Genomic DNA, 24,738 nt, shown 5'->3' with positions numbered 1-24,738 from the left:
AAAAGGGGCAGTGTAACCGATCACGCCTTCAGCTTCATCGACTTCAGGCACTGGCAGCTTCAAACTCCAACAGCAATTGATCAATGTCCAGGATTGCACAACGTTCCGGCATGTAGGTACCCAGCAACCATGTGCGGTGATGCGGGTCGGTATGCCAGTTGATCTCGGCAGTGGGAATCCGCACCGACTGCACCAGTTCATCACACGCCAATGCCCAGCGCCGCCCTTTCAGCATGACAATTTCGGAATACCGCGAGTACTCCGGCTTGTAACGTTCAGGGATCAACCAGCGGGCCGTATCGACGATCCGTGTCCAGCTCGGCTCGATACCGAAGCGCCCAATCATCCAGTCCGGCCCGTCCAGATTGAGCGACAGATCAATCAAATGCAGTGAGCCTTCGACTTTATCGAAGGGGATCGCCAGTTTCAGGCCATGCATATCGACCAGAATACAGTTGACCTCCGCACCCAGCTTGGCTGCGGCAGCAGGCAGGGATGGCGACTGTTCTGGTTCTGGTTCTGGTGCAGGCTCAGGCTCAGGCTCAGGCTCAGGCTCAGGCTCAGGCTCAGGCTCAGGCTCAGGCTCAGGCTCAGGCTCAGGCTCAGGCTCAGGCTCAGGCTCAGGCTCAGGCTCAGGCTCAGGCTCAGCAATCAGTGTGTCGGCTGGCTCCACCACTGTCGAGTCTGCCGTGCCGGCTGTTGTATCTATTTCTTCAGCCAGCTCCGCAGTCCCTGTAGTGCCCATCTCTGTATCGACCGCTACTGTCGGTACGTCGACAGACTCGGGATCCAAGGCATCATCCATAGCCAACAGCGGATCATGCAGCAGTGCTTCCAGATATTCAAAGACGACTTTTTTCTGATCTGCCATCGATCACTCCCGTTATCGCTGTTCCACCAGGCTGCGCAACAGACGGGCATATGCATGCACACCTCGGCTGCCGGCATCGAGTGACGAAGGCACCAGCCCCTTGAGGCTGGCATTTCTGAATTTTGTATCCACTGGCACCACGGCATTTGCCAGATGTTCCGGATAACGCTTGTGCAGCTCGCGCAGCGAGATGACCGACGCCTGGGTACGGCGATCATAGAATGTAGGTACGATCGTAAACGGCAATTTGTGTTTGCGCGCACGATTGATCATCTGAATGGTCCGCACCATACGCTCCAGCCCCTTCAGAGCCAGAAACTCGGTTTGCACCGGCACCAGCAGATGCTTGCAGGCTGCCAGCGCGTTGACCATCAATACCCCCAGCACCGGTGGGCTGTCGATCAGGACATAATCATATTCAGTCTGCAGATGACGCAGTGCCTTGGCAACCTGCAAGCCCATGCCTTCCTGTGCCACTGCCTTGCGCTCAAGCGTTGCCAGGGCCGTCGATGCCGGCATCAGTTTGATATGCTCATGACTGGTATCGAGAATCAGCCGATGCACGCGCGCGGAGTCAATCTGCACTTGCTCGAACAGATCGTATACGCTGTGTTCCAGTTCATCAGGATCGTAACGGAAATAACTGGTCATGGAGCCATGCGGATCCAGGTCGATCAACAATACACGGTAACCGACCTCTGCCAGCAACCCGCCCAGAGAGACCGCCGTAGTGGTTTTGCCCACCCCGCCTTTCTGATTTGCAACTGCCCATACCTGCATCTGTCTTGTTCCTGTTCGCTCTGCGAAGGGAGAGCCTAACGCGACCCACGTTGCGCCAGCAATGGCCCAACATCATCCAGTTCAAGAATGGCATCTGCCAGACCTGCATTCACCACGGCCTGGGGCATACCGTAGATCGTGCAGCTGTCACGATTTTGCGCCCATATGGTCGCACCCGCCTGCTTCAACAGACGCGCGCCATCACAGCCATCAGCTCCCATGCCGGTCAGAATGACGCCAAGTACCTGACTGCCATAGGTCTTGGCTGCAGATGCATAGCTCACATCAACGCTGGGCTTATAGGTCAAACGCTCGTCACCGGCAAGGATGCGCACCCGGTCTTTCTGCCGCGGGTCGATCATCATTTGCAGCCCGCCTGGTGCCAACAGCGCACGGCCGGGCTGTAAACGATCACCGTCTTCAGCTTCCTTGACGCTGATCTGGCACTGCTGATTAAGTCGTTCGGCAAACACCTGAGTGAATGTCTTGGGCATGTGCTGGATAAGCAGAATCGGATAGGGGTAGTTGGCCGGGAGTGCCATCAGCACTTTCTGCAATGCCGCTGGCCCACCGGTTGAAGCGCCAATGACCACGAGTTTGCAATTCGGAAACTGCACCCGAGACGCAGGCGTCGTCGGTGTATCTGCAGCGGCAGGCGGTCGAGTAACCGGTGGCAATGGACGGCGCACGTCCGTGGTCGATGCATTAGGTACCGCAGCGCGCTCAGTCGCCCTCGGCCGGCGCACCGGTGTCGGATCGTCCGGACGGAAAACCATGGTTGTACCGGTCTTGTCCCCTCGTCCAGGGTAGGATCGATCCAGCGCACTGCTGCGCTGAAAACGCCGTGTACGACCCAGCGCGACCAGACGGTCGATCAGCTGGGAACGCACGCCGCTGGTTTTGTCCATCCAGGCCCGGATATCCTTGGGCAGATAATCAGCCGCACCGGCTTCCAGTGCCTGCAGCGTGACCCGCGCACCTTCATGGGTAAGTGAAGACAGCATCAGCACGTTGGTCGGGGCTTCACGCATGATGATACGGACCGCTTCAATGCCATTCATCTGCGGCATTTCCACATCCATGGTGACGACATCCGGCTTCAGCCGCTTGACCTGTTCGACGGCTTCCTTGCCGTTGACGGCGGTCCCAACCACCTCCAACCGGGCATCATCGCGCAGCATTTCCTCGATGCGGTGACGAAAGAACCCCGAATCGTCGACAATCAGTACTTTAACCGGCATAAATATTCCTTATATACGCCTGCCGTTTCAGGTCGATGCGTAGCGTTTGAGCAAATTGGGTATGTCGATAATCAAGGCGATACGACCATCACCCGTAATTGTCGCACCCGAAAGCCCTGGTGTACCGTGCAGTACACTGCCCAACGGCTTGATCACGACCTCTTCCTGACCCACCAGTTGGTCGACGACGAAACCGACCCGCGTAGTCCCGACACTGACGATCACGACATGGCCCTGAGCCGGCAACGCAGCACCCGCCTGTCCATGGACGAGCCAGCGCTTCAGGTGAAAGAGGGGCAAGGCCTGGTCACGGACAATAATGACCTGCTGACCATCCACGATATTGGTTTTGGTCAAGTCCAGGTTGAAGATCTCGTTAACGTTGACCAATGGCAGCGCAAACGCCTGCCCTTCAAGCATCACCATCAAGGTCGGCATGATCGCCAGTGTGAGCGGAACCTGGATCGCGATCCGTGTACCCTGCCCCAGAATCGAGTCGATGCTGAGCGTGCCGTTAAGCTGCGTGATCTTGGTTTTGACCACATCCATGCCAACACCGCGCCCCGACACATCGGAAACCTCGGTTTTGGTCGAAAAGCCCGCCTGGAAGATCAGATTGAAACATTCCTGATCGGTGAGACGACGCGCGGCTTCCACATCCATCATGCCGCGCTTTACTGCCAGATTACGCAGGATTTCAGGGTCCATACCGGCACCATCATCCTGAATAATCAGCAGAATATGATCACCTTCCTGCTCTGCGGACAACAACACATGGCCTTCACGTGCCTTGCCAACACGGGCACGGTCTTCGGGAGATTCAATACCATGGTCAACAGAATTGCGCACCAAGTGGATCAACGGGTCGGCAAGCGCTTCAACCAGGTTTTTGTCCAGGTCGGTCTCTTCACCACGCAATTCCAGACGCACTTCTTTCTTAAGATTACGCGACAGGTCACGAATCAGGCGAGGGAAGCGGCCAAATACCTTTTTCACCGGTTGCATGCGGGTCTTCATGACCGACGTCTGCAGGTCGGCGGTCACCATATCCAGTGTACCGACCGCCTTGGTCATTTCTTCGTCTTCACGTTCCCCCCCCAGACGCACCAGTCGATTGCGTACCAGTACCAGTTCACCGACCATGTTCATGATCTTGTCCAGCAAGCGCGTATCAACACGCACATTGCTTTCGGCGGCAGGCTTCGACGTCGACGGTTTTTTGATTTCTTCCACAACCGGCACTGCGGTTACCACCGCAGGTGATGGCTCAGTTTTCATCGCAGGTACGGGAGTCGCCTCAACAACAGGCGCGGACGTTGCCGCGACAGGCGGGGGAGCGGCCGCTTCGTGCGCCCCACCCTCTTCCAGATACGCAAACGCACCCTGTCCAGTCGACTGCAATTCGTCAAGCAAGGCTTCAAATTCGTCGTCAGTAATCAGGTCGCCGGTACTGGACCCCTGAGGCGCTTCATCAGCAGGATTTGAGGCCAAACTGGGCCCCTTGCCTTGCCCGTGCAGCTCGTCAAGCAAGGCTTCGAATTCGTCTTCGGTAATCAGTTCATCATTGCTGCCAGCGCTGCCTGCCGTAGTGGCCGGTGCAGTCTGCTCATGACTCCCAGCCAGGTCACCCAACAGCTGTTCAAAGTCATCAGCCGGTGTATTGGGGTTCAGTGGCGATGCCTGAGGTACTGCTTTGGCGACAGGTGACACAGCGGGGGCCGGGGCTGCAGGCACAGGAGGGGCAACAGGTGCTCCACCTTCGGCAAAGTTGGCCAGCGCCTGCAGCAATGCATCTGGTGCATGCCGAGGCTCTTCACCGGCACGAACCGCTTCAAACATGGCATTGACTGCGTCCAGGGCCTGCAACACAACATCCATCAGCTCTGAGCTGATGCTTAGCTCGCCGTTACGCAGCAGGTCGAAAAGGTTTTCAGCTTTGTGACAGCAGCCCACCATTGCATCCAACTGCAGAAAACCGGCACCGCCTTTAACCGTGTGAAACCCACGGAAAATAGCGTTCAGCAGATCCTTGTCGCCCGGACGCTGCTCAAGATCCACAAGCTGTTCGGACAGCTGCTCCAATATCTCTCCCGCCTCAACGAGAAAGTCTTCCAGAATTTCCTGATCGACATCCAAACTCATGGGGAACTCCTATCAAAATCCCAGACTGGAAAGCAGGTCGTCAACACCGTCCTGATCACACAGCACATCCTGGTTACCCTTGGGCAGCTGGGGGCCTTCCGCCTTAATAGGGTCCACTTTCTTGTCCGCAGCCGGGGTAGTCGTCGCTGGTGCTTCTGTCTGGGGTGTAGCCATTGACCCGGCAACACCTTCCAGACTGCTAAGACGCTCGACCTTGGCGGCCATATCCATCAACTTGACCAGCTGGCCTTCCACCTGCGTCACCAACGTGATTACGCGCCGGATCAGCTGGCCGGTAATATCCTGCACACTCTGGGATACCAGAATGTCGGTCAGGGTCGTACGCAGCTCGGCAATGGTCATTTCCGACTGGTTTTTCAAATCGCAGGTGCGGTCGTAAACCCCATCGAGGGCGCTGAATTCATCTTCCAGCTGACCAACCAACAGCAGCAGTTCCTTGAAACGCTCGCTCTGCTGGTCCAGCTTGTCGACCAGGCTCAGTGAACGATCGACCCGATCCATGGTGTCATGGGAATTTTTTTCCGTCAGCTCGATAACATAACTCAATCGATCAGACGCATCACCAAAACCGTCGGCCACATCACCGCCTGCCGCTGGCATATGGTCGCCCATATCGATGGAAAACGCTTTTATCGCCTCATGTAGACCGCGGGTCAAATGACCCACTTCGTTGTAAAACACCTGGTGACGAGCAAACTGAAGCTCGTTAATCAGCCCCATCGCCTCAGGCAAGTTACCGGCCTCGAGTTCTGCAACCAGTGCCTGAGCACGGTCACGTAAGAACTCGTCGAAGCCGTTGAAATCTACTTTGCTGGCTGTTTGCGCTGCCATCAAAACTCCCCGCTAACGCTGTTAGCCCTCGATGCGTTCAAAGATCTTATCGATCTTTTCCTTAAGTACTGCAGCGGTAAACGGTTTTACGACATAGCCGTTAACACCGGCCTGAGCTGCCGCAATGATCTGCTCACGCTTCGCTTCTGCGGTGACCATCAATACCGGAATATGCACCAAAGACGGATCTGCACGTACGGTCTTCAGCAGGTCGATGCCGGTCATTTCAGGCATGTTCCAGTCGGTAATCAGGAAATCCACATGGCCCTGTTTCAGGATCGGCAATGCGGTTTTACCATCGTCCGCTTCGTCAACATTGGTGAACCCAAGGTCGCGCAGCAGGTTTTTAATGATGCGTCTCATCGTAGAAAAATCGTCTACAACAAGTATTTTGATGTCTTTTTTCAAGACACTTCTCCCAATTCAGAAAACACCTCTAAGCGATACCCTGCAAGCAGGTCAGATATTCAGCGCCAGTCCCGCAACCGTCCCCTAAGCCGTAGTGCTGCCTGGCTGTGGATCTGGCTAACTCTGGACTCGCTGACGCCCAATACCTGACCAATTTCCTTGAGGTTCAGCTCTTCGTCATAATACAACGACAGCACCAGCCGTTCACGCTCAGGCAAAGCACCGATCGCACGTATCAGTGCCTGTTTGAACACATCACTTTCCAGCTCATGCCCGGGGTCCGGCTCGGCAGCGATAAACTGCTCGGCGGGAGTATCCTCGCTCATGTCTGTCAGCTGATCATAGCTGAACAGTCGACTGTCTACCGAATCCTGTAACAAGCCATGATATTCGGCGACCCCTATCCCGAGCTCGGCAGCCACCTCGGCGTCAGAGGCATCGCGCCCTGTACGCTGCTCCACCTCGGCCATGGCACCACTGACACGGCGTGCATTGCGGTGTACCGAACGCGGTGTCCAGTCTCCCCTGCGCACCTCATCAATAATGGCACCACGGATGCGGATACCGGCGTAGGTTTCAAAACTGGCTCCCTTGCCGGCATCATAACGGCTGGCTGCTTCCAGTAGTCCCATCATGCCGGCCTGAATAAGATCATCCAGTACAACATGGCTCGGTAGCCGCGCCATCAGGTGATGAGCTATGCGCCGTACGAGCGGGGCATACTCATGAATCAACTCCTGGCCTGACCTAAACTCCACTACGTTGTACATATACGCTTCTTTCAAGGTAGGCGCGCGCCTTGCACGAGCCGTTCAACAAAGAATTCCAGGTGCCCCCTGGGACTGGAACTGACCGGCCAGCCATCAACCTTGTTGGCCAGCTGACGAAAGGCAAGGGAAGCCCTTTCCTGAGGAAAGGCCTTGAGTACAGCCCTTTGTTTTTGTACGGCTTTGCGAACCGATTCATCATAAGGTATTGAGCCAACGTATTGAAGCGTCACGTCAAGAAATCTGTCGGTAACCGTCAACAGTTTATTGAACATGCTGCGCCCCTCCGTATCGGTCCGAACCATGTTCGCCAAGACACGAAACCGGGTCATATGATAATCCCGGTTCAGCAGCTTAATCAGCGCATAGGCATCGGTAATCGATGTAGGCTCATCGCAGACGACCACCAGCACTTCCTGCGCCGCCCGCACAAAACTGACTACCGAGTCGGAAATACCGGCGGCCGTATCAATTACCAATACGTCCAGATCATCGGCGATGTCATTGAATGCATGAATCAGTTCAGCATGCTCATGTGCACTCAGTGCGGTCATTTCCTGGGTCCCCGACGCTGCGGGCACAATCCAGAAGTTGTCTCCTGCCGGCACCATCACTTCACGCAATGAGCATTGCCCCGACAGTACGTCGGAGATGTTCTGCTTGGCACGCAGCCCCAGCATCACATCGACATTCGCCAGCCCCAGGTCAGCATCCATGAGCACCACTCTGCGCCCCATTTCGCCCAGTGCGGTCGCCAGATTGACCGACACATTGGTTTTACCGACACCGCCCTTGCCACCGGTCACGGCAATCACTTTCACGGGATGGGTCTGTTTCATCAACTACTCCTTAGCCCGTCCGGAATGTCGAGTCGTCAAACCCGTCATCCGATTGCTGCGCACTGCGCTGAGCGATGACAACGGTACGGCTGACCAAATCATTGCGTTGGGCAATACCGATATCATCAGGTATTTTCTGCCCATCAGTGACGTAGGCGATCGGCAATTGCTTTTCGACCACCAGCGTCAGCGCCTCGCCCAGACTGCCGGACTCGTCCGTTTTGCTCAACACACACCCCTGCAACCCCAGCTCGGAGTAGTTGTCATACGCATTGCGCATCAACTGCAGCTGACTGGAGCATGATAGTACCAGCAGTTTTTTCAATCTGAGCGTGACCCCGGACAACATTTGCATCTGCAACTGCCCTTGCGGGTCCGACGCATTCATACCGGCCGTATCGATCAGCACCAGCCGCTTGTTTCTGAGACTTTGCAACACCTCTTCCAGGCTATGAGTCTCATCGACGACACGTACGGGTACATCAAGAATACGCCCGAAGGTTTTCAGCTGTTCATGTGCAGCGATACGGAAGCAGTCGGTGGTGACCAGAGCAACGCTGGAGCTGCCATGTTGTAATACATGACGGGCTGCCAACTTGCCGATCGTTGTCGTTTTGCCAACCCCGGTAGGACCTACAAACACGATCATGCCGCCACGCTCGACCAACTCTTCACCCAGGACCGGCAGAGCGTCAGCCAGCCGTGCCAGTGCATTACGCCAGGCTTTGTCAGACGCCAGTTCAGGCTCGACGCCGCTCATCAGTTGACGCACCAGCGACGAGCCCAACCCCAGCTGCTGCAAGTGGCGCGCAACCTGAACATGACGCGCTGCAGGCTCTACCGGCGCAGCCGGCCGAGCAACGACCGGTTCTCGCACACTGCTCTGCTGCAACATCTGACGCAGCTCCTGAATCTCCTGCTGCATGCTGCGCAGTGCCGGATCTTCCTCGATCGGCAGCGGCTCCGGCTGAAACGCCGGTTCTCGCCGTGGCGGTGATCGCGGTGCGCGGGGAGGGTCAATTTCGGGTACGGAGGAGGTCTCCGGCGCTCTCGCATCGCGGCGACGATTACGCGCCTTCAACGACTCAAGAATGGAGCGCAAATCCTCGTCATCTTCATCGTTGATTTGTCGATTGACGTTGCGATCTGCTCGCACCTCGGGCTCAGCCATGCGCTGACTGGCCTCGGCAATGCGTGCCCGCGTCTTGTTCAGTTCTTCTTCCAGCGCCGCATTACGGCTGGCCTGTTCAGACTGGTGCGAATGCGCGCCCGTCAGGATACGAATCTGCTCTTCCCGGCGCTCTGTCGGTGCACGCGCGGCACGGCTACGCTTGAGCTCGGCCTGGGCCGCCTCATATTCATCCTCACGCGCCGCGACAACTTCAACACCACCGGCTACCCGGTGGTTGGAGATGATCACCGCATCCGGTCCGATCTCTTCTCGAACCCGACGCATGGCCTGACGCATATCCGGTGCAAAGATACGTTTTACTTTCATATCCTTCCCTTATCGGCCGCCTGTCGCCAAACCCTAGCCATTTTGCCCACCAACTGTGGCGACGATGGTGACTTTCTTGTTTTCCGGGATCTCCTGATAGGAGAGTACATGAATCTGGTGTTCACCATAACGGACAAATTTCGCCATCAATGGCCGCACTGGCGCAGCAACCAGTAATACCGACGGTTTGCCGGCCATCTCCTGACGCTGAGCCGCGTCTGCCAATGAACGCTGCAGACGCTCGGCCATACCCGGCTCCAGTGCCAGACCGGCATCCGCCTGCCCCTGCTGCATGGACCCCAGCAGCATCTGTTCCAGCGACGGCTCCAGGGTAATCACCGCCAGTTCCGCTTCGGAACCATTGATGGTCTGTACAATCAGACGTGAAATTGCCACCCGAACCGCTGCCGTTAGCGCCAGTGGGTCCTGCGTACGTTGCACCGCTTCGGCCAACGCTTCGGCGATGGAACGGAAGTCCTTCAGCGGCACCTGCTCCATCAGCAGATTCTGCAATACCTTCAACAGCGCACTGATCGACAATTTCTTCGGTACCAACTCCTCCACCAGTTTCGGTGAAGACTTGGTCAGAAGGTCCAGCAACTGCTGCACTTCCTCATGACCAAGCAGTTCATGCGCGTGCATCTGCAACACCTGATTGATGTGCGTGGCAACCACAGTACTGGCATCGACGACGGTGTAACCCAGTGTCTGCGCATGTTCCTTGTGGTTCTTCTCGATCCAGACCGCTTCCAGACCAAAGGCCGGGTCCCTGACGTTAATCCCGTTCAGATCCCCGAATACCTGCCCCGGGTTGATTGCCAATTCCCGATCCGGATAGATTTCCGCTTCACCGGCAATCACCCCCATCAGGGTAATGCGATATGCTCCGGGCAACAGGTCAAGGTTGTCGCGAATATGCACCGACGGCACCAGAAAGCCCAGATCCTGGGATAGTTTCTTGCGCACCCCCTTGATCCGCCCCAACAGTTGACCGCCCTGCATCTTGTCGACCATCGGAATAAGGCGATAGCCCACTTCCAGGCCGATCATGTCCACTGGCATCACATCATCCCAGCCCAGCTCGCGATTATCTTCGCTGGGCCTGGTTTCAGGCTCCGCTGCAGCATCGGCCTGTTCTGCCGCCACTGCAACCTTGCGCTGCTCTTCACGGTGGATCCACCAGGCAGCACCACCGGCACACAGCGCCAGGCTAATGAATGCCACATGCGGCATACCCGGCACAATGCCCATCACAAACAGTATGACAGCTGCCACGCTCAGTGCACGCGGCGCGGCAAACATCTGGCGAAATACCTGCGCCCCCATCGCTTCAGATGAGTTCGCACGGGTCACCATGACTGCTGCCGCCGTCGACAGCAATAGCGACGGAATCTGTGCGACCAGACCATCACCAATGGTCAGCAGGGAATAGTATTCCAGCGCCAGGCTGAAGCTCAGGTCATGCTGCACCATGCCGATACCCAGGCCACCCAGCAGGTTGATCACCAGAATCATGATGCCGGCCACGGCATCACCGCGCACGAACTTGGATGCACCGTCCATGGAGCCGTAGAAATCCGCCTCCTGCGTGACTTCGCGACGCCGATCGCGTGCCTCGTCCTGATTGATCAGGCCGGCATTAAGGTCAGCATCAATGGCCATCTGCTTACCCGGCATCGCATCCAGCGTGAAGCGGGCGCTGACTTCGGAAATACGCCCGGCACCCTTGGTCACGACCACAAAGTTGATGATCACCAGGATCATGAACACAACGATACCGACCACGTAGTTGCCACCCACTACAACGTCGCCGAACGCCTCGATGACCTTACCGGCCGCATCGCCCCCTTCATGACCAAAGAGCAACACCACGCGTGTCGAGGCAACGTTCAACGCCAGCCGCAACAGCGTTGCCGTCAATAGAATCGTCGGGAATACAGCAAAATCCAGCGGCCGCAGGGCGTAGATACTGACCAGAAGCACTACAATCGACAGCGCGATATTGAACGTGAAGAAAACGTCGAGCAGGAAGGGTGGCATGGGCAAAGTAACCATGGCCAGAATAACCAGCAGCAACAGGGGAATGCCCACGTTCCCCTGTGTCAGGCCACGAACATTATTCAGGATGACTTCGCGCTCCACGCTCCCTCCAAGGTGTCAAAAAAACAATAAATATGGGAATGACCCGCTTAAAAATGTGGGGATCAATAGTAAAAACGGCGTAGCTGATGTTTTTTTGACAATTACACGCGCCTAAATATAAAGCATGCAAGAAGCCCGCCAATTAATCCGGTGGATCTTGACGGAATTCCTCGGGGATATCCAGATCATCATCCTTGAGCGGGGCCGGAGCCTCTTCAAGGCGCTGCCGATAACGCTTGAGCTGATAGACATAGGCCAATACCTGCGCAACCGACTGGTACAAACCGGCTGGAATCTCGTCATCGATTTCAGCCGCATGATACAACGCACGCGCCAGGGGAGGAGCCGACAGCAGCGGCACATCATGTGCCTGAGCGATCTCACGGATCTTGAGGGCAACAAAGTCAGCGCCCTTGGCCACCACGCGCGGCGCGCCCCCGCCCTGCTGATCATATTTGAGCGCCACCGCATAGTGGGTCGGGTTGGTAATAACCACATCGGCTTCAGGTACCGCCGACATCATTTTACGTTGGGAAATTTCCCGCTGCAGCTGACGGATACGCCCCTTCACCTCGGGCTTGCCCTCGGTGTTCTTCATCTCGTCCTTGACCTCCTGCAGCGTCATTTTCAGCTTCTTGTTGTAGTCATACAGCTGAAACGGCACATCAATAAGCGAGATGATGATCAATGACAGACTCATCACCAGAAAGGACCAGCCCAGGATTTGCAACGAGTGCGCAATCGCCGATTCGACGGCCTCATGAGCCAACGCCTCCAGGTCGGGGCGATCCAGCCACAACACCATGATGGCAAAGGAGCCAACCAGCAAAAACTTGGCCAACGCCTTGGCCAGCTCGATCAACGCCTTAAGCGAAAACATCCGCTTCAGTCCGCTCAGCGGGTTGAGCCGACTGCCCTTGGGCTGAACCGCCTGACCACTGAAATTCCACCCTCCCAGCGCAATCGGACTGAGCAGTGCAGCCAGCAATGTCAGCAGATAGAACCCCCAGAGACTGAAGAAACCGGCATATAGAGCCTCTCCCAGATGACTGAACATCCGTGCCGGATCAAAGATATCACGCCGATCGAGGGCAAAGTTGTCGACCATGATCCCCAGCATCGTACTGGCCACGGTGCTGCCAAAAAGGATGGCCGAGGCGGCAGCAGCCAGCAACAGGACCGTCGCCGACAGCTCACGTGACCGGGGGATATCGCCCTTTTCGCGTGCGTCATTGAGACGCTTGCTCGTGGGCTCTTCGGTTTTTTCCTGACCCGTTTCTTCAGCCACCCGGCCCCTCCACTGTCAGCAAACCGGCGATATTACCCAGCGCCTCGGCAGCAAACACCTGATAGTGGCTGAAAAAACCGGACAAACTGAGCCAAACGATCACGATCCCCATCAGCATGGTAAACGGAAACCCGATGGCAAAGATGTTCAGCTGGGGTGCCGCCTTGGTCATGATGCCAAAAGCAAAGTTGATCACCAGCAACGCGGTCACCGCCGGCAGCGCCATCAGCAGGGCCGCCATGAACAGCCAGCCGCCCGACAGGGCCATATGCCAAAGCGTGGCCTGACTGACACTGCCGGCCCCGACCGGCAACACATGAAAACTCTGCGCCAGAATCTCGATCAGGACCAAATGACCATCCATCCCCAGAAACAGCAGCATCACCAGCATCAGGTAGATCTGTGCCACGATCACCACACTGACACCGTTGGCCGGGTCCGTCATGGAGGCGAAGCCAAGACCCATCTGCATCGCCATCAGCTGCCCGCCGACGACAAAACTCTGCAGCAGGATATTGGCGGAAAAGCCGAGCAGACTGCCAATCAGCACCTGCTGCGCCACCACGATCCAGTTCTTCAATGACAAGGCATCAAACTCGGGCATCGGCGGCAACACCGGCACCAGCAGTACCGTAACCGCAAGTGCCAACCCCAAACGCAGTCGCACCGGCAACATCTGGGTTCCGATGATCGGCATCGCCATGAAAAAGGACATCACGCGAAACAACGGCCAAAGAAAGCCGTTTACCCAGTGTTCAATCTGCAGCAGGCTCAGTTCCATGACCAGCCTATGAGATCAAACGCGGGATATTGAGGAACAGGAAATTGAAGAGATCCGAAATTTTGGTCACGATCCAGGGCCCGGCCCACATGAGCGCCAGCAAGGTCACAATCAGACGCGGCAGAAAGCTCAACGTCTGCTCGTTGATCTGGGTTGCGGCCTGAAATACGGAAATGATCAGGCCAACCGCCAGTGCCGGTCCCACAATTACGGCAACAATGATCACCACCAGCCACAGTGCCTGGCCAAAGAGGTCGAGCGTTAATCCCGGATCCATCTACCCTCCTAAATGCCGAAGCTGGCCGCCAGCATGCCGACCACCATTGCCCAACCATCCACCAGCACGAACAGCATAATTTTGAACGGCAACGAAATGATCACCGGCGACAGCATCATCATACCCATCGCCATCAACACACTGGCCACCACCAGGTCGATCACCAGAAATGGAATGAACAGCATGAAACCGATCTGGAACGCCGTTTTCAGTTCACTGATCACGAATGCCGGGATCAGTATAGTAAAGGGAAGTTCCTCTGCGCGTTCGATGGGTGGCGTATTGGAAATGCGCATGAACAGATTCAAATCGCTTTCCCGCGTTTGCCGCAACATGAAGTCGTGGAACGGCTCTCCCGCGGCCTTGAACGCCTCCAGCGGGGTCATCTCTTCAGCAATATAGGGCTGCACGGCACGGGCATTGACCTCGTCCAGTACCGGCGACATGATGAACAGGGTCAGAAACAGGGACAGACCGATAACAATCTGATTGGACGGCGTCTGCTGCAGGCCGAGTGCCTGACGCAAAATGGCAAAGACGATAATAATGCGGGCGAACGACGTCATCATCATCAGCATCGCCGGCAGGAACGTCATCAATGTCATCAGCGCCAGTATCTGAATAGTGACGCTGTAATTGGTTGTGCCGTCTTCGCCGGTGACCAGCGTCACCGCCGGAATACCGGTATCCGCAGCCAGCAATGGCGCAACAGGAAACAGTAGAAGCGCAAGCAGAGCCATCAACCTCACTGCGGACCTCCGCGCCCGATCGCCTGCTGCAGACGCTCGGCAAACATGCTGCCACGCACGGCCTCGGAGTCCACCACCGGTGCATCAAAGTGCTTCAGCAAGCTGACCCGACCGGGAGCGACTCCCAGCAACAGCTGCTCCTGCCCCACCTGCACCAGGACCGCCCGCTCACGCTGCCCCAACGGCAGGGCCGCCAGCACTTTCATGCCCTGGCCGGATGCCGAGGCGCCATTGACCCGTCGCACCAGCCAGCCCAGCAGTAAAATCAGGCCGACAACCAGCGCCAGTCCCAGCCCCAATTGCAGCAAACTGCCCCAGGACAATGGATCAGGCATTTCGGCGCGTGGAGCGACCGGTATTTCACCTGCATGCGCCATCAACGGCAGCAGCAGGGCGCTACTCAGCCACTTCATTTCAACCGCCGGATGCGTTCCTGCGGGCTGATAACATCCGTCAGTCGGATGCCGTAGCGGTCATTGACGACCACCACCTCACCATGAGCGATCAAGGTGCCGTTTACCTTTACATCCAATGGCTCACCCGCCACCCGGTCAAGCTCGATCACCGAGCCCTGGCTCAACTGCAGCAGGTTGCGGATCGCAATTTCAGTGCCCCCCACTTCCATGGTCAATGTCACCGGAATATCCAGAATCACATCGAGCTTGGGGTCGGAGACCGGTATCGAATCATCCTTCAGCTCATCCAGTTCGACACCCTGTGCCGCGCTGGCCGACTGGGCCTGTACATCATTCAGCAGCGAGTCGGCGTCAAAACCTGCATCCGCTGTCTGCTCTTCCAGTGCGGCGGCCCACTCATCGGCCATCGCCTGCTGGTCCTGGTTGTTGTTTTCGTTACTCACGTTGCTCTCTCCGCAGGCCGGCTCAGTCGGAACCCGGTCGCTTGATGATATCCTTGATTTTCACCGCCATATTGCCACGCGAGGTACCGAGCTGGCAGTTGAACAGCGGTACGCCATTGGCGTTGAGCTGCAGGCTGTCAGACAGCTCGATCGGGATGATGTCACCCGCCTCGAACTCCATGATGTCACGCAGGGTCAACTCCCGCTCAGCCACACGCAGGTCCAGCTCCAGGGTGGCCATGATGATGTCACGGCGCAAGGCACCCAGCCAGCGTTCATCCTTCTGTTCTTCGGTAGTCTGTACACCCGACAGCAACTGATCACGCACCGGCTCCAGCATCGAATAGGGCATGGTGACATGCAGCTCGCCGGTGCCACCCTCAAGATCGATCTGGAATGTACTGACCACCACTACCTCAGTCGGGTTGACCGCATTGGCCATGGCCGGGTTCACTTCGTGGCCAACATGCTCGAAGCTCAACGGATGCACCGGACGCCAGGCCTCTTCAAGGTCATGAAACAACTGCTGCAAGGTCTTGTGTACGATCCGCGTCTCGGTCGGTGTGAACTCCCGCCCTTCGATTTTGGCATGTCGGCCATCGCCACCAAAGAATTGGTCAACCAGCCGGAATACCAGGCGCGCATCCATGATAAACAGTGCCGTACCGCGTAACGGGTGCGCCTTGACCAGACTCATGCTGGTTGGCACGTACAGGGTGTGGATGTAGTCACCGTACTTCATCACCTGGATGCCGCCTACGGTGACGTCAGCAGTGCGACGCAGCAAATTGAACAGGCTGATGCGGGTATGCCGGGCAAAACGCTCATTGATCATTTCCAGCGTGGGCATGCGCCCACGCACAATACGCTCATGACTGGCCAAGTCATAGGTCTGTATGCCGCCTTCCGACTCCGCATCCGCGTCATCATCGGTTTCGACGTCACCATCATCAACGCCATGGAGCAGCGCATCGATCTCGTCCTGGGAGAGCAGATCCTTGACCGACATCTAGTTCATCCTACTGCATGACAAAGTTGGTAAAGAGAATGGTTTCAACACCCGGTTCGCCGAGCTTGTCCTGCATGATCGACTGCACCAGCAGTGTTGCTTCATTACGCAGTGCCTTCTTGCCTTCAAGGCTTTGCAAGTCTTCGAACGACTGGGTACCAAACAGCGCATTCAAGCGTGCAACAATCAGCGGCATATGCAACTGAAGGGCCTCATCCACCAGAGGATTACGGCTTTTCGCCTCGACAAAGGCCTGCATGTAATGCCGCTTGTCATCAGCCGATTGCAGCGTCACCACAAATGAAGGTTTGCCTTCCAGCGTACGGACTTTGGTATAGATCGCCTCTTGCTGCACCTGTGGCGCAGCCGCAGCAGCCTCCACAGCCACCTCATCGGAGGACAACAGAAAGAAAGTACCGGCTGCACCGCCCCCAAGCAGCAGAACAGCCCCCAGTACCAGCATGATAATCAGTTTTTTCTTGGATCCCTTACCACCATCCGCAGGGCTGTTTTCAGCCGCGTCATTGGTCGCCATTCGTGCCTCCACCGGTTATCGCGTATATGCCGATCAAGCGACTAATATACCACACTGCTTTTGGGGCTGAAGCCTCAGGCGTAGTAGTCCACCAGACCCAACGCGATGGCGGCGGCCGGAGCCTCGGATGCATTGCCGTCTGCCGTTCCGGCATAGTGCCCGGCACGCCCCTGTTCATCGGCGCGCTCGCGCTGATCCGAGCCCTGCTGACGCGCCTCATCCGCAACCGAGGAGTCCTGTAGATTCAGGCCCTGATCGGCGAACATCTCACGTAATCTGGGCATCTGCTGCTCCAGCGCATCGCGAACCATTGGGTGCGCACTGGTAAAGCTGACGCTGACCTGATCCGCTCCCTGCATATGGATACGAATCTGCATCGCTCCCAGCTCCGGCGGATCCAGCTGGATATGCGCTACACGCGGACCGTGTTGCGCCATCATGACAGCACGTTCACCCAGTTGTTGACTCCAGCGCGGCTCAGCCAGCTGCTGCTGCAAGGCAAATGCGGCCGGTGACGCGGCCGGAGCCGTCCCGGAAAGCGGGCGCGATGACGCGCTATTGGACAACGAGGCCTGCTGGCCATCCTGCCGCTGCTGCTGACCGGTATCGGAAGATGTATCGCCCCCTTCTGTCGTGGCTGCTGCAATGGCCTGCACGGCCTGAGCACCACCCTCCATGCGTGCATTGCCTGCAGCCCCCTCCATCGCAGGGCGTGGCACACCACTATCAGGACGCGTGGGCAATGAAGCCGTAGCTCCCTCACGGACAACCGTAACCTCAGCTGCCGCTTTATCCGCTGCAGCCAGCGTACCACGCACCGCATCCATATCCACTGCGCCCGCTTTAGACGCTTCGACAGAGGGAGCCGGCAGCCCTGCCGGTGTACCAACCGACGGTGAATCACCAGCCACGGTACTCGCCGCAGGGGCTGCAGATGCAGCCATTGCCACCGTACTTACGCCCTCACTCGTCTGCGGCATCACTCCCGTAGTTCCCGCCGCAACACCCGTTGTCGACACACTGGATGCTGCGACAGCAACTCCGCTCGCCCCTGCAGTGTCAGAAACACCGGCCGCCGCCGTACCTGCCTTCAGAGACGCGTCCAGCTCAGCGGCCGAGACTGTTGCGCTACCGGGGCTCGCAGCCGAGGTCGCAGGCAATACTTGAGCAGGAGTGCCCGGCTTATTGTTACTACCCGGTTTGTCGGTACCGCCCGCAGGCACTGCAATCGGAGGGACCGCCTCGCCACGATGGCCTGCAGCCGCCAACGTAGCCTGAGCCTGAGCCTGAACTTGAGCTGCATTTTGGGTTTGAGTCAGTGCCGAGGACTGAACGCTGGCAGCCATCTGAGCGGCAATATCATTCTGAGCCGGAAGCACATTTGCGGGTGACGGCGGAGGTGTCACGACGGGGGCTGCTGCTGTACCTGCAGACCGTGTCGGCGTGGCCACACCTGCAGCACGCGCGGCTTCATCAGTCGGTAGCGGCGCAGTGGCGGCGGCAGGAACAATCGGTTTGCCATCAGCGTCGGCCGCTATACCTTTGATTGAGGGTGCCGGCAAAGACCAGTGGCCGTCTGCCAACAACGGTGCTGGGTGCTCAGCCGATGCCTGCTGAACGCCCGGCTCGACCTGCGCATCCACCAATGCAGCCTCCTCCGGCAAGGCTTCGCCTTCGGGAGGCAAAGGCTTTCCGTCAACAGACGCGGGCTGTTGCCCCTCCTGCGCCTGCAATGAGCCCTGATACAAGAGTTGAAAACCCGAAGCCGGAGTACCGCCCGGTTGCATCGGAGCACCAGCTGTGGCCGTCATGGAGGCAGCCGGAAGCACCGCCAGATTCAGCGCCAGTGGTGAATTCGAAACCGTTTTGATGATGGCCATGGCAGAGTCCTGCAAATGATAACAACAGGAACAAGCAATTTAAGTGCCAATGTTTCAGATATACCGCGGACGGACATGTTGCGAGCGCTCGTCTATTTCCTGCTGCAATTTGCGATCACGCTCATGTGACTCTTCGTTCTGCGCCTTTTGCACCAGATTTTCTATACCTTTCTGCCGCGCATAGGTTTGCTGCCAGTAGGCCTGTACCTGCTGCACCTGATCACGTGCCTGCTGCAGTGCCTGCTCCTGCTCCTGCATGGTATGGGTAATTTTCTGCATGAACGCCTGCTGTACGTGCAGATCCTGAATGCTGATACCCTCACGTCCCGTTGCGGTAAACTGCTGTTGATATTCGCCCAGATAGCCCTGCAGCTGAACGATACCGTTTTCGCCCTGATTGACACGTCGCTGTGCATCCGCCAGAAAGCGTTCAGCTTCCTGACGCTTGCGTTCAGCGACGGCAAGAACTACCTGTAATCGTTGGGAACGGGGCTTGGTCATTTTCCACTATCCTTCTGGTCAGGGCGTGCGCCGCAGCGGTTGTCCCTGAGCCGTTGCATTTTGTGGCTGCTGCGGCGGCGCCGACATCAGCATCGCCAGCTCCTGCATGCAGCGCTTGATCGGCATGGGTTCATTCATGCCCTGCTGCAGATAGGCACGGATCACCGGCAACATGTCCACCGCCCGATCCGTTTCCGGGTCACTGCCGCGAGCATACGCACCTACCGCAATCAAGTCGGCATTCTGCTGGTAGCGCGAGTAAAGCCGCTTGAACTGCAAGGCCAGGTGCAGCTGGCTCTCATCCACAATCTGCGGCATCGCACGGCTGATTGATGCCTCAATATCCAGTGCCGGATAATGACCCTGCTCGGCCAGGCTACGTGACAGCACAAAATGCCCATCCAGAATGGCGCGCGCCGAATCGGCAACCGGGTCCTGCTGGTCATCACCTTCGGTCAACACAGTATAGAACGCCGTGATCGAACCACCACCGGTCTCGCCATTGCCGGCACGTTCGACCAGCTTGGGCAACTTGGCAAACACCGAGGGCGGATAGCCCTTGGTGGCCGGGGGCTCACCCACCGCCAATGCGATCTCACGCTGCGCCTGAGCATAACGGGTCAACGAATCCATCAACAGCAGTACATTCTTGCCCTGCGCACGGAAATATTCGGCAATGCGCGTGGTCAGCTGCGCCGCTCGCAAGCGCATCAGCGGCGAATCATCTGCAGGTGCCGCCACCACAACTGAGCGCGCCATGCCTTCAGGGCCCAGGCTGTGGTCGATGAACTCCCGCACCTCACGGCCACGCTCACCGATCAAGCCCACGACAGTAATCTCCGCCTCGGTGAAGCGGGTCATCATGCCCAGCAGCACCGACTTGCCCACGCCACTGCCGGCAAACAGACCCAAACGCTGCCCACGCCCCACCGTCAGCAGGCCATTAATGGCACGTACGCCGACATCCAGAGTCTGTTCAATCGGGTGGCGGTGCAACGGGTTGATGGTTTCACCCGCCAGCGTCACCATATCGTCAGGCCGGAGCGGCCCCTTGCCATCCAGCGGACGACCAATGCCGTCAATGACCCGTCCGAGCAAACCGAAACCGACCGGCACCAGACTGGCACCTACGCGCGGGCGTACCGCCGCGCCAGGCGACAGTCCATCGACGCTGTCGAGAGGCATCAGATACACGCGGTCGCCGGAAAAGCCGACCACTTCGGCTTCAACACTGCCGTTGCCTTGCAGGGAAACCAGACAGTAATCCCCCAGAGCAACCTTAAGCCCCACCGCTTCCAGCGTCAGGCCTATCAGGCGTGTAACACGGCCTTCGACATCCGGCCGTGGCGGCTCATATTCACATTGGAGATAACGTTTGAGGCGCTGATCAAGATCCGGCATGAGCGCTACCCATTATGCGTCATCACTATCGACGGGAGTCTTGATCAGGCGCGCCAGCAACTGGTCGGCGACCTGGCGGAAACGCTGCTCGACTTGATAGTCGACCCGACAGCTGCCGCTATCGACCCGACAGCCCCCGGCCGCAAGCGTATCATCGCCGACCAGGGCCAGTTTTTCGGTATTCAACAGTGGGGCCAGTGCAACCAGCTGGTCGGGATGCACTTTCAGCACCACTTCGCCGGTACCTTCAGGCAACTGGGCCAGGGCCTCACGCGCACTTTGGGCCAGGTGCTCGATATTGATACTGAGCTCTGCCTTGACGGCCGACTCCGCCAGACTGACAACCAGGCGTATCAGCGTATCCTCAAGGGCTTCACGCTGCTGTTCCAACGGCTGCTGCAGTTGCTGCAGCAAGCCATCCAGCTGTTGCAGGCGCGCCTCGATTTCGGCCTGCCCGGCCGCCAACCCTTGCGCCAGTCCCTGAGCATGACCATCTGTGCGACCCTGTTCCTGCCCCTGCACCAGCCCTTCGGCATAGCCTTCCTGACGCGCTTCCTCACAGATCGATTCCCATTGCGCCAGCGTCAATTTTTCGGCAAATATCTCTTCTTCGACGACCGACACATCCAGTTCGGCCAGCGGGCTTGGCTGCTTGCGCGCCAACGCCTGTACCACACGCGCCTCGCCACCCACATCAGGCGGCAACCAGCGCTCGACTTGGCCAGCCTCGGCTGCGCGGATGCGGGCTGGAGTATCGCTTTTCATCAAATCATCTCTTCACCGGAACCGCCCAGCATAATCTCGCCATCATCCGCCAATCGTCGAGCCACCGTAAGAATCTCTTTTTGGGCCTCTTCAACTTCGGACACACGCACGGGTCCTTTGGCCTCAAGGTCATCACGCAGCAGCTCGGCCGCACGTTTGGACATGTTCTTGAAAACCTTTTCCTGCAGCGAGGTATCAGCGCCCTTCAGGGCCATCACCAGGCTGTCGGTTGACACTTCACGCAAGATGACCTGAATACCGCGATCATCCACATCGGAGAGGTTCTCGAAGACGAACATGAGATCGGAGATTTCACTGGCCAGGCTTTCGTCATTATCCTTGATCCCTTCCATCAGCTCAGCTTCCAGCGACGACTCCATGAAGTTCATGATGTTCGCGGCTGAACGCACGCCGCCAAGAGTCCGGGACTGGCTCGCCTTGCTGCCGGTAAACTGGGTTTCGAACATGTCATTAAGCTCCTGTAGTGCCTGCGGCTGGATACGATCCAGGGCCGCGATACGCATCAGGATTTCCAGCCGCGACTTCTCATCGAAAAAGGACAGCACAATGGCCGCCTGATCGGAATCAAGGTAGGCGATGACAACCGCCTGAATCTGAGGGTGCTCATAGCGCAGAGCTTCCGCCACCTGGCGCGGGTCCATCCAGCGCAGGGTATCCAATCCCGAGGTGTTGGTACTGAACAGGATGCGGTCGATCAGGGTCTTCGCCTTTTCTTCGCCCAGTGCCTGATTGAGCATGGCCCGGATGTAACGGTCGTTGTTGATGCCAATGCCGGTCTGGTCGCTGACCACGTTCATGAAGTCGGCGACCACCGCTTCCACACGGGACTGCGGAATGTTATCAAGCTGCGTCATCGCTTCACCGATCCGCTGTACTTCCTTGGGTCCCAGATGCTTGAGAATTTCCGCCGCATCGGATTCACCCAGGCTGATCAGCAGGATCGCCGCTTTCTGGATCTCGGTGAGTTCACTTTCATCGGTCACGATCAATCACCCATTGCCGCACGGCCTGTGCCACTTTTTCCGGATCTTCCGCCACCATGCTGCGGATGGCATTCAGTTGATAATCAAAGCTTTCATTCGGTGTAGGCAGCACGCCACGGTTGCCGCTGCTGCCACCCAAGGTTACCTTGTCGTCGGCCACGCCACTGCCTTCAAGACCTTCCAGGTCGGCCGATATTTCGCCCGCCGGCCCCAACGTGGTGATTTCCTTGTGCTTGCCCGCATCCGCCAGACTTTTCAGAATCGGACGCAATACGCCAAGAATCAGCAGCAGCACAAACAGCCCGGCCATCACCTGCTTGATCACTTCCCAGAACCAGTCCTGCTCCCACAGAGCCGGGTCTGCCGTATCAAACGGCTCGGTCGCCACGAAAGCCGAATTGATCACCGTGACACTGTCACCCCGCACGGCGGAATAACCGACAGCATTGCGCACCAGCATCTGCAAGCGCTGCAGTTCGTTTTCCGACCAGGGCACGCGCTCACTGTTACCGGTTTCGGCATTGATACTGTTCACGTCATCGACCACGACCGCCACGCTCAGGCGCTTGACCACGCCGGTTTGATGACGGGTATAGCTCAGCGTACGATCCAGCTCATAGTTACGAACCGCCTGTTCGCGACTGGAGCCGTTGGCTGCCCGACCGCTCGCAGCGGCATTGCCTGCCATCTCTTCCGGCACGGAGTTCGGCCCCGGCGGCTGATTGGACAATGCTCCCGGAACCCCTTGCGCGAGATCACCGGACGCCCGATTTTCTTCCATCGTTTTTTCACTGCGCAGGGCCGGCAGGTCCGGGTTGTAGATCTCGTCAGCCTGTTCAACTTCAGTAAAGTCGATCTCGGAAGAGACCTCGGCCCGGAAGTTGCCCAGCCCCACCACCGGCTGCAGAATACTGTTGATGCGGTTGACCAGCGTCTGTTCGATCTTGCGGGTGTATTCCAGCTGCTTGGCCGCCAGCACAACGTCTTCATCCTGATCGCGGGTATTGAGCAAGCGTCCTTTCTGGTCCACAACAGTTACATCTTCAACCGCCAGCTCAGGAATGCTGGATGCGACCAGATTGGCGATTGCCGCGACCTGGTCACGTTCCAGAGTACGGCCGGAAAACATTTCGATGAACACCGAGGCACGCGGCTTGCGCTGGTCACGCACAAAGACGGACTCCTTGGGCAACGCCAGATGTACCCGGGCCGCACGCACCGCCAACAGGCTGCTGATCGTGCGCGCCAGCTCACCTTCCAGACCACGGCGGAAGCGAGCATTTTCCATGAACTGACTGGTACCCAGCCCCTGCTCCTGCTCCAGCAGCTCAAAACCCACCGTCTTGTCGTTGGTAAAGCCTTCGGAAGCAAGTTTCAGGCGCGCCTGATGCACATGCTCCTGCGGCACCAGAATGGCACGACCATCGGTATCGAATTTATAGGGGACATTGAACAGCCTCAGCTGCTCGATCACTTCGTTGGCATCGGCAAAGCTGAGGTTGGAGAACAGGACGTTATAATCCGGCTTTTGCGACCAGAGCACGACGGCAAAACCGATCGCAATGCTGGCAGCCAGGCCCACCATCAGGCCGAGCTGACGCAATATGCCCAACCCGTTGAAGCCGGACATCAGACTGCCTTTGCTACTCACCTGTGTTGCCGAATTATCCATTCAATCCTAACCGGTTACATGCCTCAGATCGGCATCTTCATAACATCTTCATACGCGGACACCAGGCGATTACGTACCTGAGTCATCGCCTGGAACGAGACGGACGCCTTCTGGGCTTGAATCATGACTTCTGACAGGTCTACCGATGGATCGCCCTGCTCATAAGCGGTCCTCAACTTGGACGCTTCTGACTGGTGCGCATTGACATTATCCACCGCATTCTTCAACAGATCGGCAAAACCGGTACTCTCCGTCTTGCTGATACCCGGGGTGTTGAAATCCGGCCGGGCAACCGGTGCCACGCCCTGTTGCATATCGGTGCGCATCGTGCGCATCTGCGACAGCAGGCTGTTGATATCAGCACGATCGATCATGCTCATCTGCCTCCCTGTGGCAATATTTTGACATTATAGAGTGCGCCCTCTCCGCATCAAGCCCGAAGGGTACCAATTCGACAATATACTGACGTATAACGGT

Annotated in this window: 25 protein-coding genes; all 25 read right to left on the bottom strand. The window is 57.5% G+C overall.

The annotated features are described in order from the left end of the window. Positions 1-43: 43 nt before the first annotated feature. Positions 44-871 (bottom strand): chemotaxis protein CheW, encoded by an 828-nt coding sequence (locus tag CLV44_RS17440; protein WP_106592534.1) that lies wholly within the window; start codon positions 869-871, stop codon positions 44-46. A 12-nt stretch (positions 872-883) separates the two neighbouring features. Next, positions 884-1,651, bottom strand: a complete 768-nt coding sequence (locus CLV44_RS12915) for a ParA family protein (protein WP_106592533.1) — start codon at positions 1,649-1,651, stop codon at positions 884-886. 35 nt (positions 1,652-1,686) lie between these two features. Next, entirely contained in the window at positions 1,687-2,892 is a 1,206-nt protein-coding gene (locus CLV44_RS12910; RefSeq protein ID WP_106592532.1) for a protein-glutamate methylesterase/protein-glutamine glutaminase, read from the bottom strand. A 27-nt stretch (positions 2,893-2,919) separates the two neighbouring features. After that, entirely contained in the window at positions 2,920-5,034 is a 2,115-nt protein-coding gene (locus CLV44_RS12905; RefSeq protein WP_106592531.1) for a chemotaxis protein CheA, read from the bottom strand. A 12-nt stretch (positions 5,035-5,046) separates the two neighbouring features. Beyond that, entirely contained in the window at positions 5,047-5,886 is an 840-nt protein-coding gene (locus CLV44_RS12900; protein WP_106592530.1) for a protein phosphatase CheZ, read from the bottom strand. Positions 5,887-5,907: 21 nt separating this feature from the next. Then, complete coding sequence (gene cheY / locus CLV44_RS12895; protein WP_106592529.1) at positions 5,908-6,294, bottom strand: chemotaxis response regulator CheY; 387 nt, start codon at positions 6,292-6,294, stop codon at positions 5,908-5,910. Positions 6,295-6,353: 59 nt separating this feature from the next. After that, positions 6,354-7,064: an RNA polymerase sigma factor FliA gene (locus CLV44_RS12890; protein ID WP_106592528.1), complete on the bottom strand. Its 711-nt coding sequence runs from the start codon at positions 7,062-7,064 to the stop codon at positions 6,354-6,356. Between the two features lie 11 nt (positions 7,065-7,075). Further along, complete coding sequence (locus CLV44_RS12885) at positions 7,076-7,900, bottom strand: MinD/ParA family protein (RefSeq protein ID WP_106592527.1); 825 nt, start codon at positions 7,898-7,900, stop codon at positions 7,076-7,078. Between the two features lie 10 nt (positions 7,901-7,910). Next, a complete protein-coding gene (gene flhF, locus CLV44_RS12880; RefSeq protein WP_106592526.1) occupies positions 7,911-9,398 on the bottom strand; it encodes a flagellar biosynthesis GTPase FlhF in 1,488 nt (495 codons plus the stop codon). Between the two features lie 33 nt (positions 9,399-9,431). Continuing rightward, positions 9,432-11,540, bottom strand: coding sequence for a flagellar biosynthesis protein FlhA (flhA, locus tag CLV44_RS12875; RefSeq protein ID WP_106592525.1), 2,109 nt, complete (start codon positions 11,538-11,540; stop codon positions 9,432-9,434). A gap of 142 nt (positions 11,541-11,682) precedes the next feature. Continuing rightward, positions 11,683-12,828: a flagellar biosynthesis protein FlhB gene (flhB, locus tag CLV44_RS12870; protein ID WP_106592524.1), complete on the bottom strand. Its 1,146-nt coding sequence runs from the start codon at positions 12,826-12,828 to the stop codon at positions 11,683-11,685. Next, positions 12,821-13,609 carry a flagellar biosynthetic protein FliR gene (gene fliR / locus CLV44_RS12865; RefSeq protein WP_170069344.1) on the bottom strand — a complete coding sequence of 263 codons (789 nt, stop codon included), beginning with the start codon at positions 13,607-13,609 and terminating at the stop codon, positions 12,821-12,823. The genes flhB and fliR overlap by 8 nt, the downstream gene beginning before the upstream one ends. Before the next feature lie 7 nt (positions 13,610-13,616). Beyond that, the gene (gene fliQ, locus CLV44_RS12860) at positions 13,617-13,886 is read right to left on the bottom strand and encodes a flagellar biosynthesis protein FliQ (protein ID WP_106592523.1); all 270 of its coding nucleotides are present in this window, start codon (positions 13,884-13,886) and stop codon (positions 13,617-13,619) included. 8 nt (positions 13,887-13,894) lie between these two features. Beyond that, positions 13,895-14,626, bottom strand: coding sequence for a flagellar type III secretion system pore protein FliP (gene fliP / locus CLV44_RS12855; RefSeq protein WP_106592522.1), 732 nt, complete (start codon positions 14,624-14,626; stop codon positions 13,895-13,897). 5 nt (positions 14,627-14,631) lie between these two features. After that, positions 14,632-15,048 (bottom strand): flagellar biosynthetic protein FliO, encoded by a 417-nt coding sequence (gene fliO, locus CLV44_RS12850; RefSeq protein WP_106592521.1) that lies wholly within the window; start codon positions 15,046-15,048, stop codon positions 14,632-14,634. Then, positions 15,045-15,494 (bottom strand): flagellar motor switch protein FliN, encoded by a 450-nt coding sequence (fliN, locus tag CLV44_RS12845; RefSeq protein ID WP_106592520.1) that lies wholly within the window; start codon positions 15,492-15,494, stop codon positions 15,045-15,047. The genes fliO and fliN overlap by 4 nt, the downstream gene beginning before the upstream one ends. Positions 15,495-15,516: 22 nt before the next feature. Beyond that, the gene (fliM, locus tag CLV44_RS12840; RefSeq protein WP_106592519.1) at positions 15,517-16,503 is read right to left on the bottom strand and encodes a flagellar motor switch protein FliM; all 987 of its coding nucleotides are present in this window, start codon (positions 16,501-16,503) and stop codon (positions 15,517-15,519) included. Positions 16,504-16,513: 10 nt separating this feature from the next. Beyond that, positions 16,514-17,038, bottom strand: coding sequence for a flagellar basal body-associated FliL family protein (locus tag CLV44_RS12835; RefSeq protein WP_106592518.1), 525 nt, complete (start codon positions 17,036-17,038; stop codon positions 16,514-16,516). Positions 17,039-17,112: 74 nt separating this feature from the next. Further along, the gene (locus CLV44_RS12830) at positions 17,113-18,918 is read right to left on the bottom strand and encodes a flagellar hook-length control protein FliK (protein ID WP_106592517.1); all 1,806 of its coding nucleotides are present in this window, start codon (positions 18,916-18,918) and stop codon (positions 17,113-17,115) included. 54 nt (positions 18,919-18,972) lie between these two features. After that, a complete protein-coding gene (gene fliJ / locus CLV44_RS12825) occupies positions 18,973-19,419 on the bottom strand; it encodes a flagellar export protein FliJ (RefSeq protein ID WP_106592516.1) in 447 nt (148 codons plus the stop codon). A gap of 18 nt (positions 19,420-19,437) precedes the next feature. Further along, a complete protein-coding gene (fliI, locus tag CLV44_RS12820; RefSeq protein WP_106592515.1) occupies positions 19,438-20,820 on the bottom strand; it encodes a flagellar protein export ATPase FliI in 1,383 nt (460 codons plus the stop codon). Positions 20,821-20,832: 12 nt separating this feature from the next. Further along, positions 20,833-21,585 carry a FliH/SctL family protein gene (locus CLV44_RS12815; protein ID WP_106592514.1) on the bottom strand — a complete coding sequence of 251 codons (753 nt, stop codon included), beginning with the start codon at positions 21,583-21,585 and terminating at the stop codon, positions 20,833-20,835. Continuing rightward, positions 21,585-22,589, bottom strand: coding sequence for a flagellar motor switch protein FliG (gene fliG / locus CLV44_RS12810; protein WP_211298142.1), 1,005 nt, complete (start codon positions 22,587-22,589; stop codon positions 21,585-21,587). Before fliG ends, CLV44_RS12815 begins: the two co-directional genes overlap by 1 nt. Then, a complete protein-coding gene (fliF, locus tag CLV44_RS12805; protein ID WP_106592512.1) occupies positions 22,579-24,261 on the bottom strand; it encodes a flagellar basal-body MS-ring/collar protein FliF in 1,683 nt (560 codons plus the stop codon). The genes fliG and fliF overlap by 11 nt, the downstream gene beginning before the upstream one ends. Before the next feature lie 23 nt (positions 24,262-24,284). Beyond that, positions 24,285-24,635 (bottom strand): flagellar hook-basal body complex protein FliE, encoded by a 351-nt coding sequence (gene fliE, locus CLV44_RS12800; protein ID WP_106592562.1) that lies wholly within the window; start codon positions 24,633-24,635, stop codon positions 24,285-24,287. Positions 24,636-24,738: the final 103 nt, after the last annotated feature.

This window comes from Marinobacterium halophilum, assembly GCF_003014615.1.
Lineage (GTDB): Bacteria > Pseudomonadota > Gammaproteobacteria > Pseudomonadales > Balneatricaceae > Marinobacterium > Marinobacterium halophilum.
The sequence above is the reverse complement of the archived record's forward strand: the minus strand, read 5'-3'. Positions and strand labels throughout refer to the sequence as shown.

Coding starts and splice junctions, on each gene's coding strand:
- CLV44_RS17440 (WP_106592534.1), bottom strand. CDS start 871: ATGGCAGATCAGAAAAAAGTCGTCTTTGAATATCTGGAAGCACTGCTG.
- CLV44_RS12915 (WP_106592533.1), bottom strand. CDS start 1,651: ATGCAGGTATGGGCAGTTGCAAATCAGAAAGGCGGGGTGGGCAAAACC.
- CLV44_RS12910 (WP_106592532.1), bottom strand. CDS start 2,892: ATGCCGGTTAAAGTACTGATTGTCGACGATTCGGGGTTCTTTCGTCAC.
- CLV44_RS12905 (WP_106592531.1), bottom strand. CDS start 5,034: ATGAGTTTGGATGTCGATCAGGAAATTCTGGAAGACTTTCTCGTTGAG.
- CLV44_RS12900 (WP_106592530.1), bottom strand. CDS start 5,886: ATGGCAGCGCAAACAGCCAGCAAAGTAGATTTCAACGGCTTCGACGAG.
- CLV44_RS12890 (WP_106592528.1), bottom strand. CDS start 7,064: ATGTACAACGTAGTGGAGTTTAGGTCAGGCCAGGAGTTGATTCATGAG.
- CLV44_RS12885 (WP_106592527.1), bottom strand. CDS start 7,900: ATGAAACAGACCCATCCCGTGAAAGTGATTGCCGTGACCGGTGGCAAG.
- flhF (WP_106592526.1), bottom strand. CDS start 9,398: ATGAAAGTAAAACGTATCTTTGCACCGGATATGCGTCAGGCCATGCGT.
- fliR (WP_170069344.1), bottom strand. CDS start 13,609: ATGGAACTGAGCCTGCTGCAGATTGAACACTGGGTAAACGGCTTTCTT.
- fliQ (WP_106592523.1), bottom strand. CDS start 13,886: ATGGATCCGGGATTAACGCTCGACCTCTTTGGCCAGGCACTGTGGCTG.
- fliP (WP_106592522.1), bottom strand. CDS start 14,626: ATGGCTCTGCTTGCGCTTCTACTGTTTCCTGTTGCGCCATTGCTGGCT.
- fliO (WP_106592521.1), bottom strand. CDS start 15,048: ATGAAGTGGCTGAGTAGCGCCCTGCTGCTGCCGTTGATGGCGCATGCA.
- fliM (WP_106592519.1), bottom strand. CDS start 16,503: ATGTCGGTCAAGGATCTGCTCTCCCAGGACGAGATCGATGCGCTGCTC.
- CLV44_RS12835 (WP_106592518.1), bottom strand. CDS start 17,038: ATGGCGACCAATGACGCGGCTGAAAACAGCCCTGCGGATGGTGGTAAG.
- CLV44_RS12830 (WP_106592517.1), bottom strand. CDS start 18,918: ATGGCCATCATCAAAACGGTTTCGAATTCACCACTGGCGCTGAATCTG.
- fliJ (WP_106592516.1), bottom strand. CDS start 19,419: ATGACCAAGCCCCGTTCCCAACGATTACAGGTAGTTCTTGCCGTCGCT.
- fliI (WP_106592515.1), bottom strand. CDS start 20,820: ATGCCGGATCTTGATCAGCGCCTCAAACGTTATCTCCAATGTGAATAT.
- CLV44_RS12815 (WP_106592514.1), bottom strand. CDS start 21,585: ATGAAAAGCGATACTCCAGCCCGCATCCGCGCAGCCGAGGCTGGCCAA.
- fliF (WP_106592512.1), bottom strand. CDS start 24,261: ATGGATAATTCGGCAACACAGGTGAGTAGCAAAGGCAGTCTGATGTCC.
- fliE (WP_106592562.1), bottom strand. CDS start 24,635: ATGATCGATCGTGCTGATATCAACAGCCTGCTGTCGCAGATGCGCACG.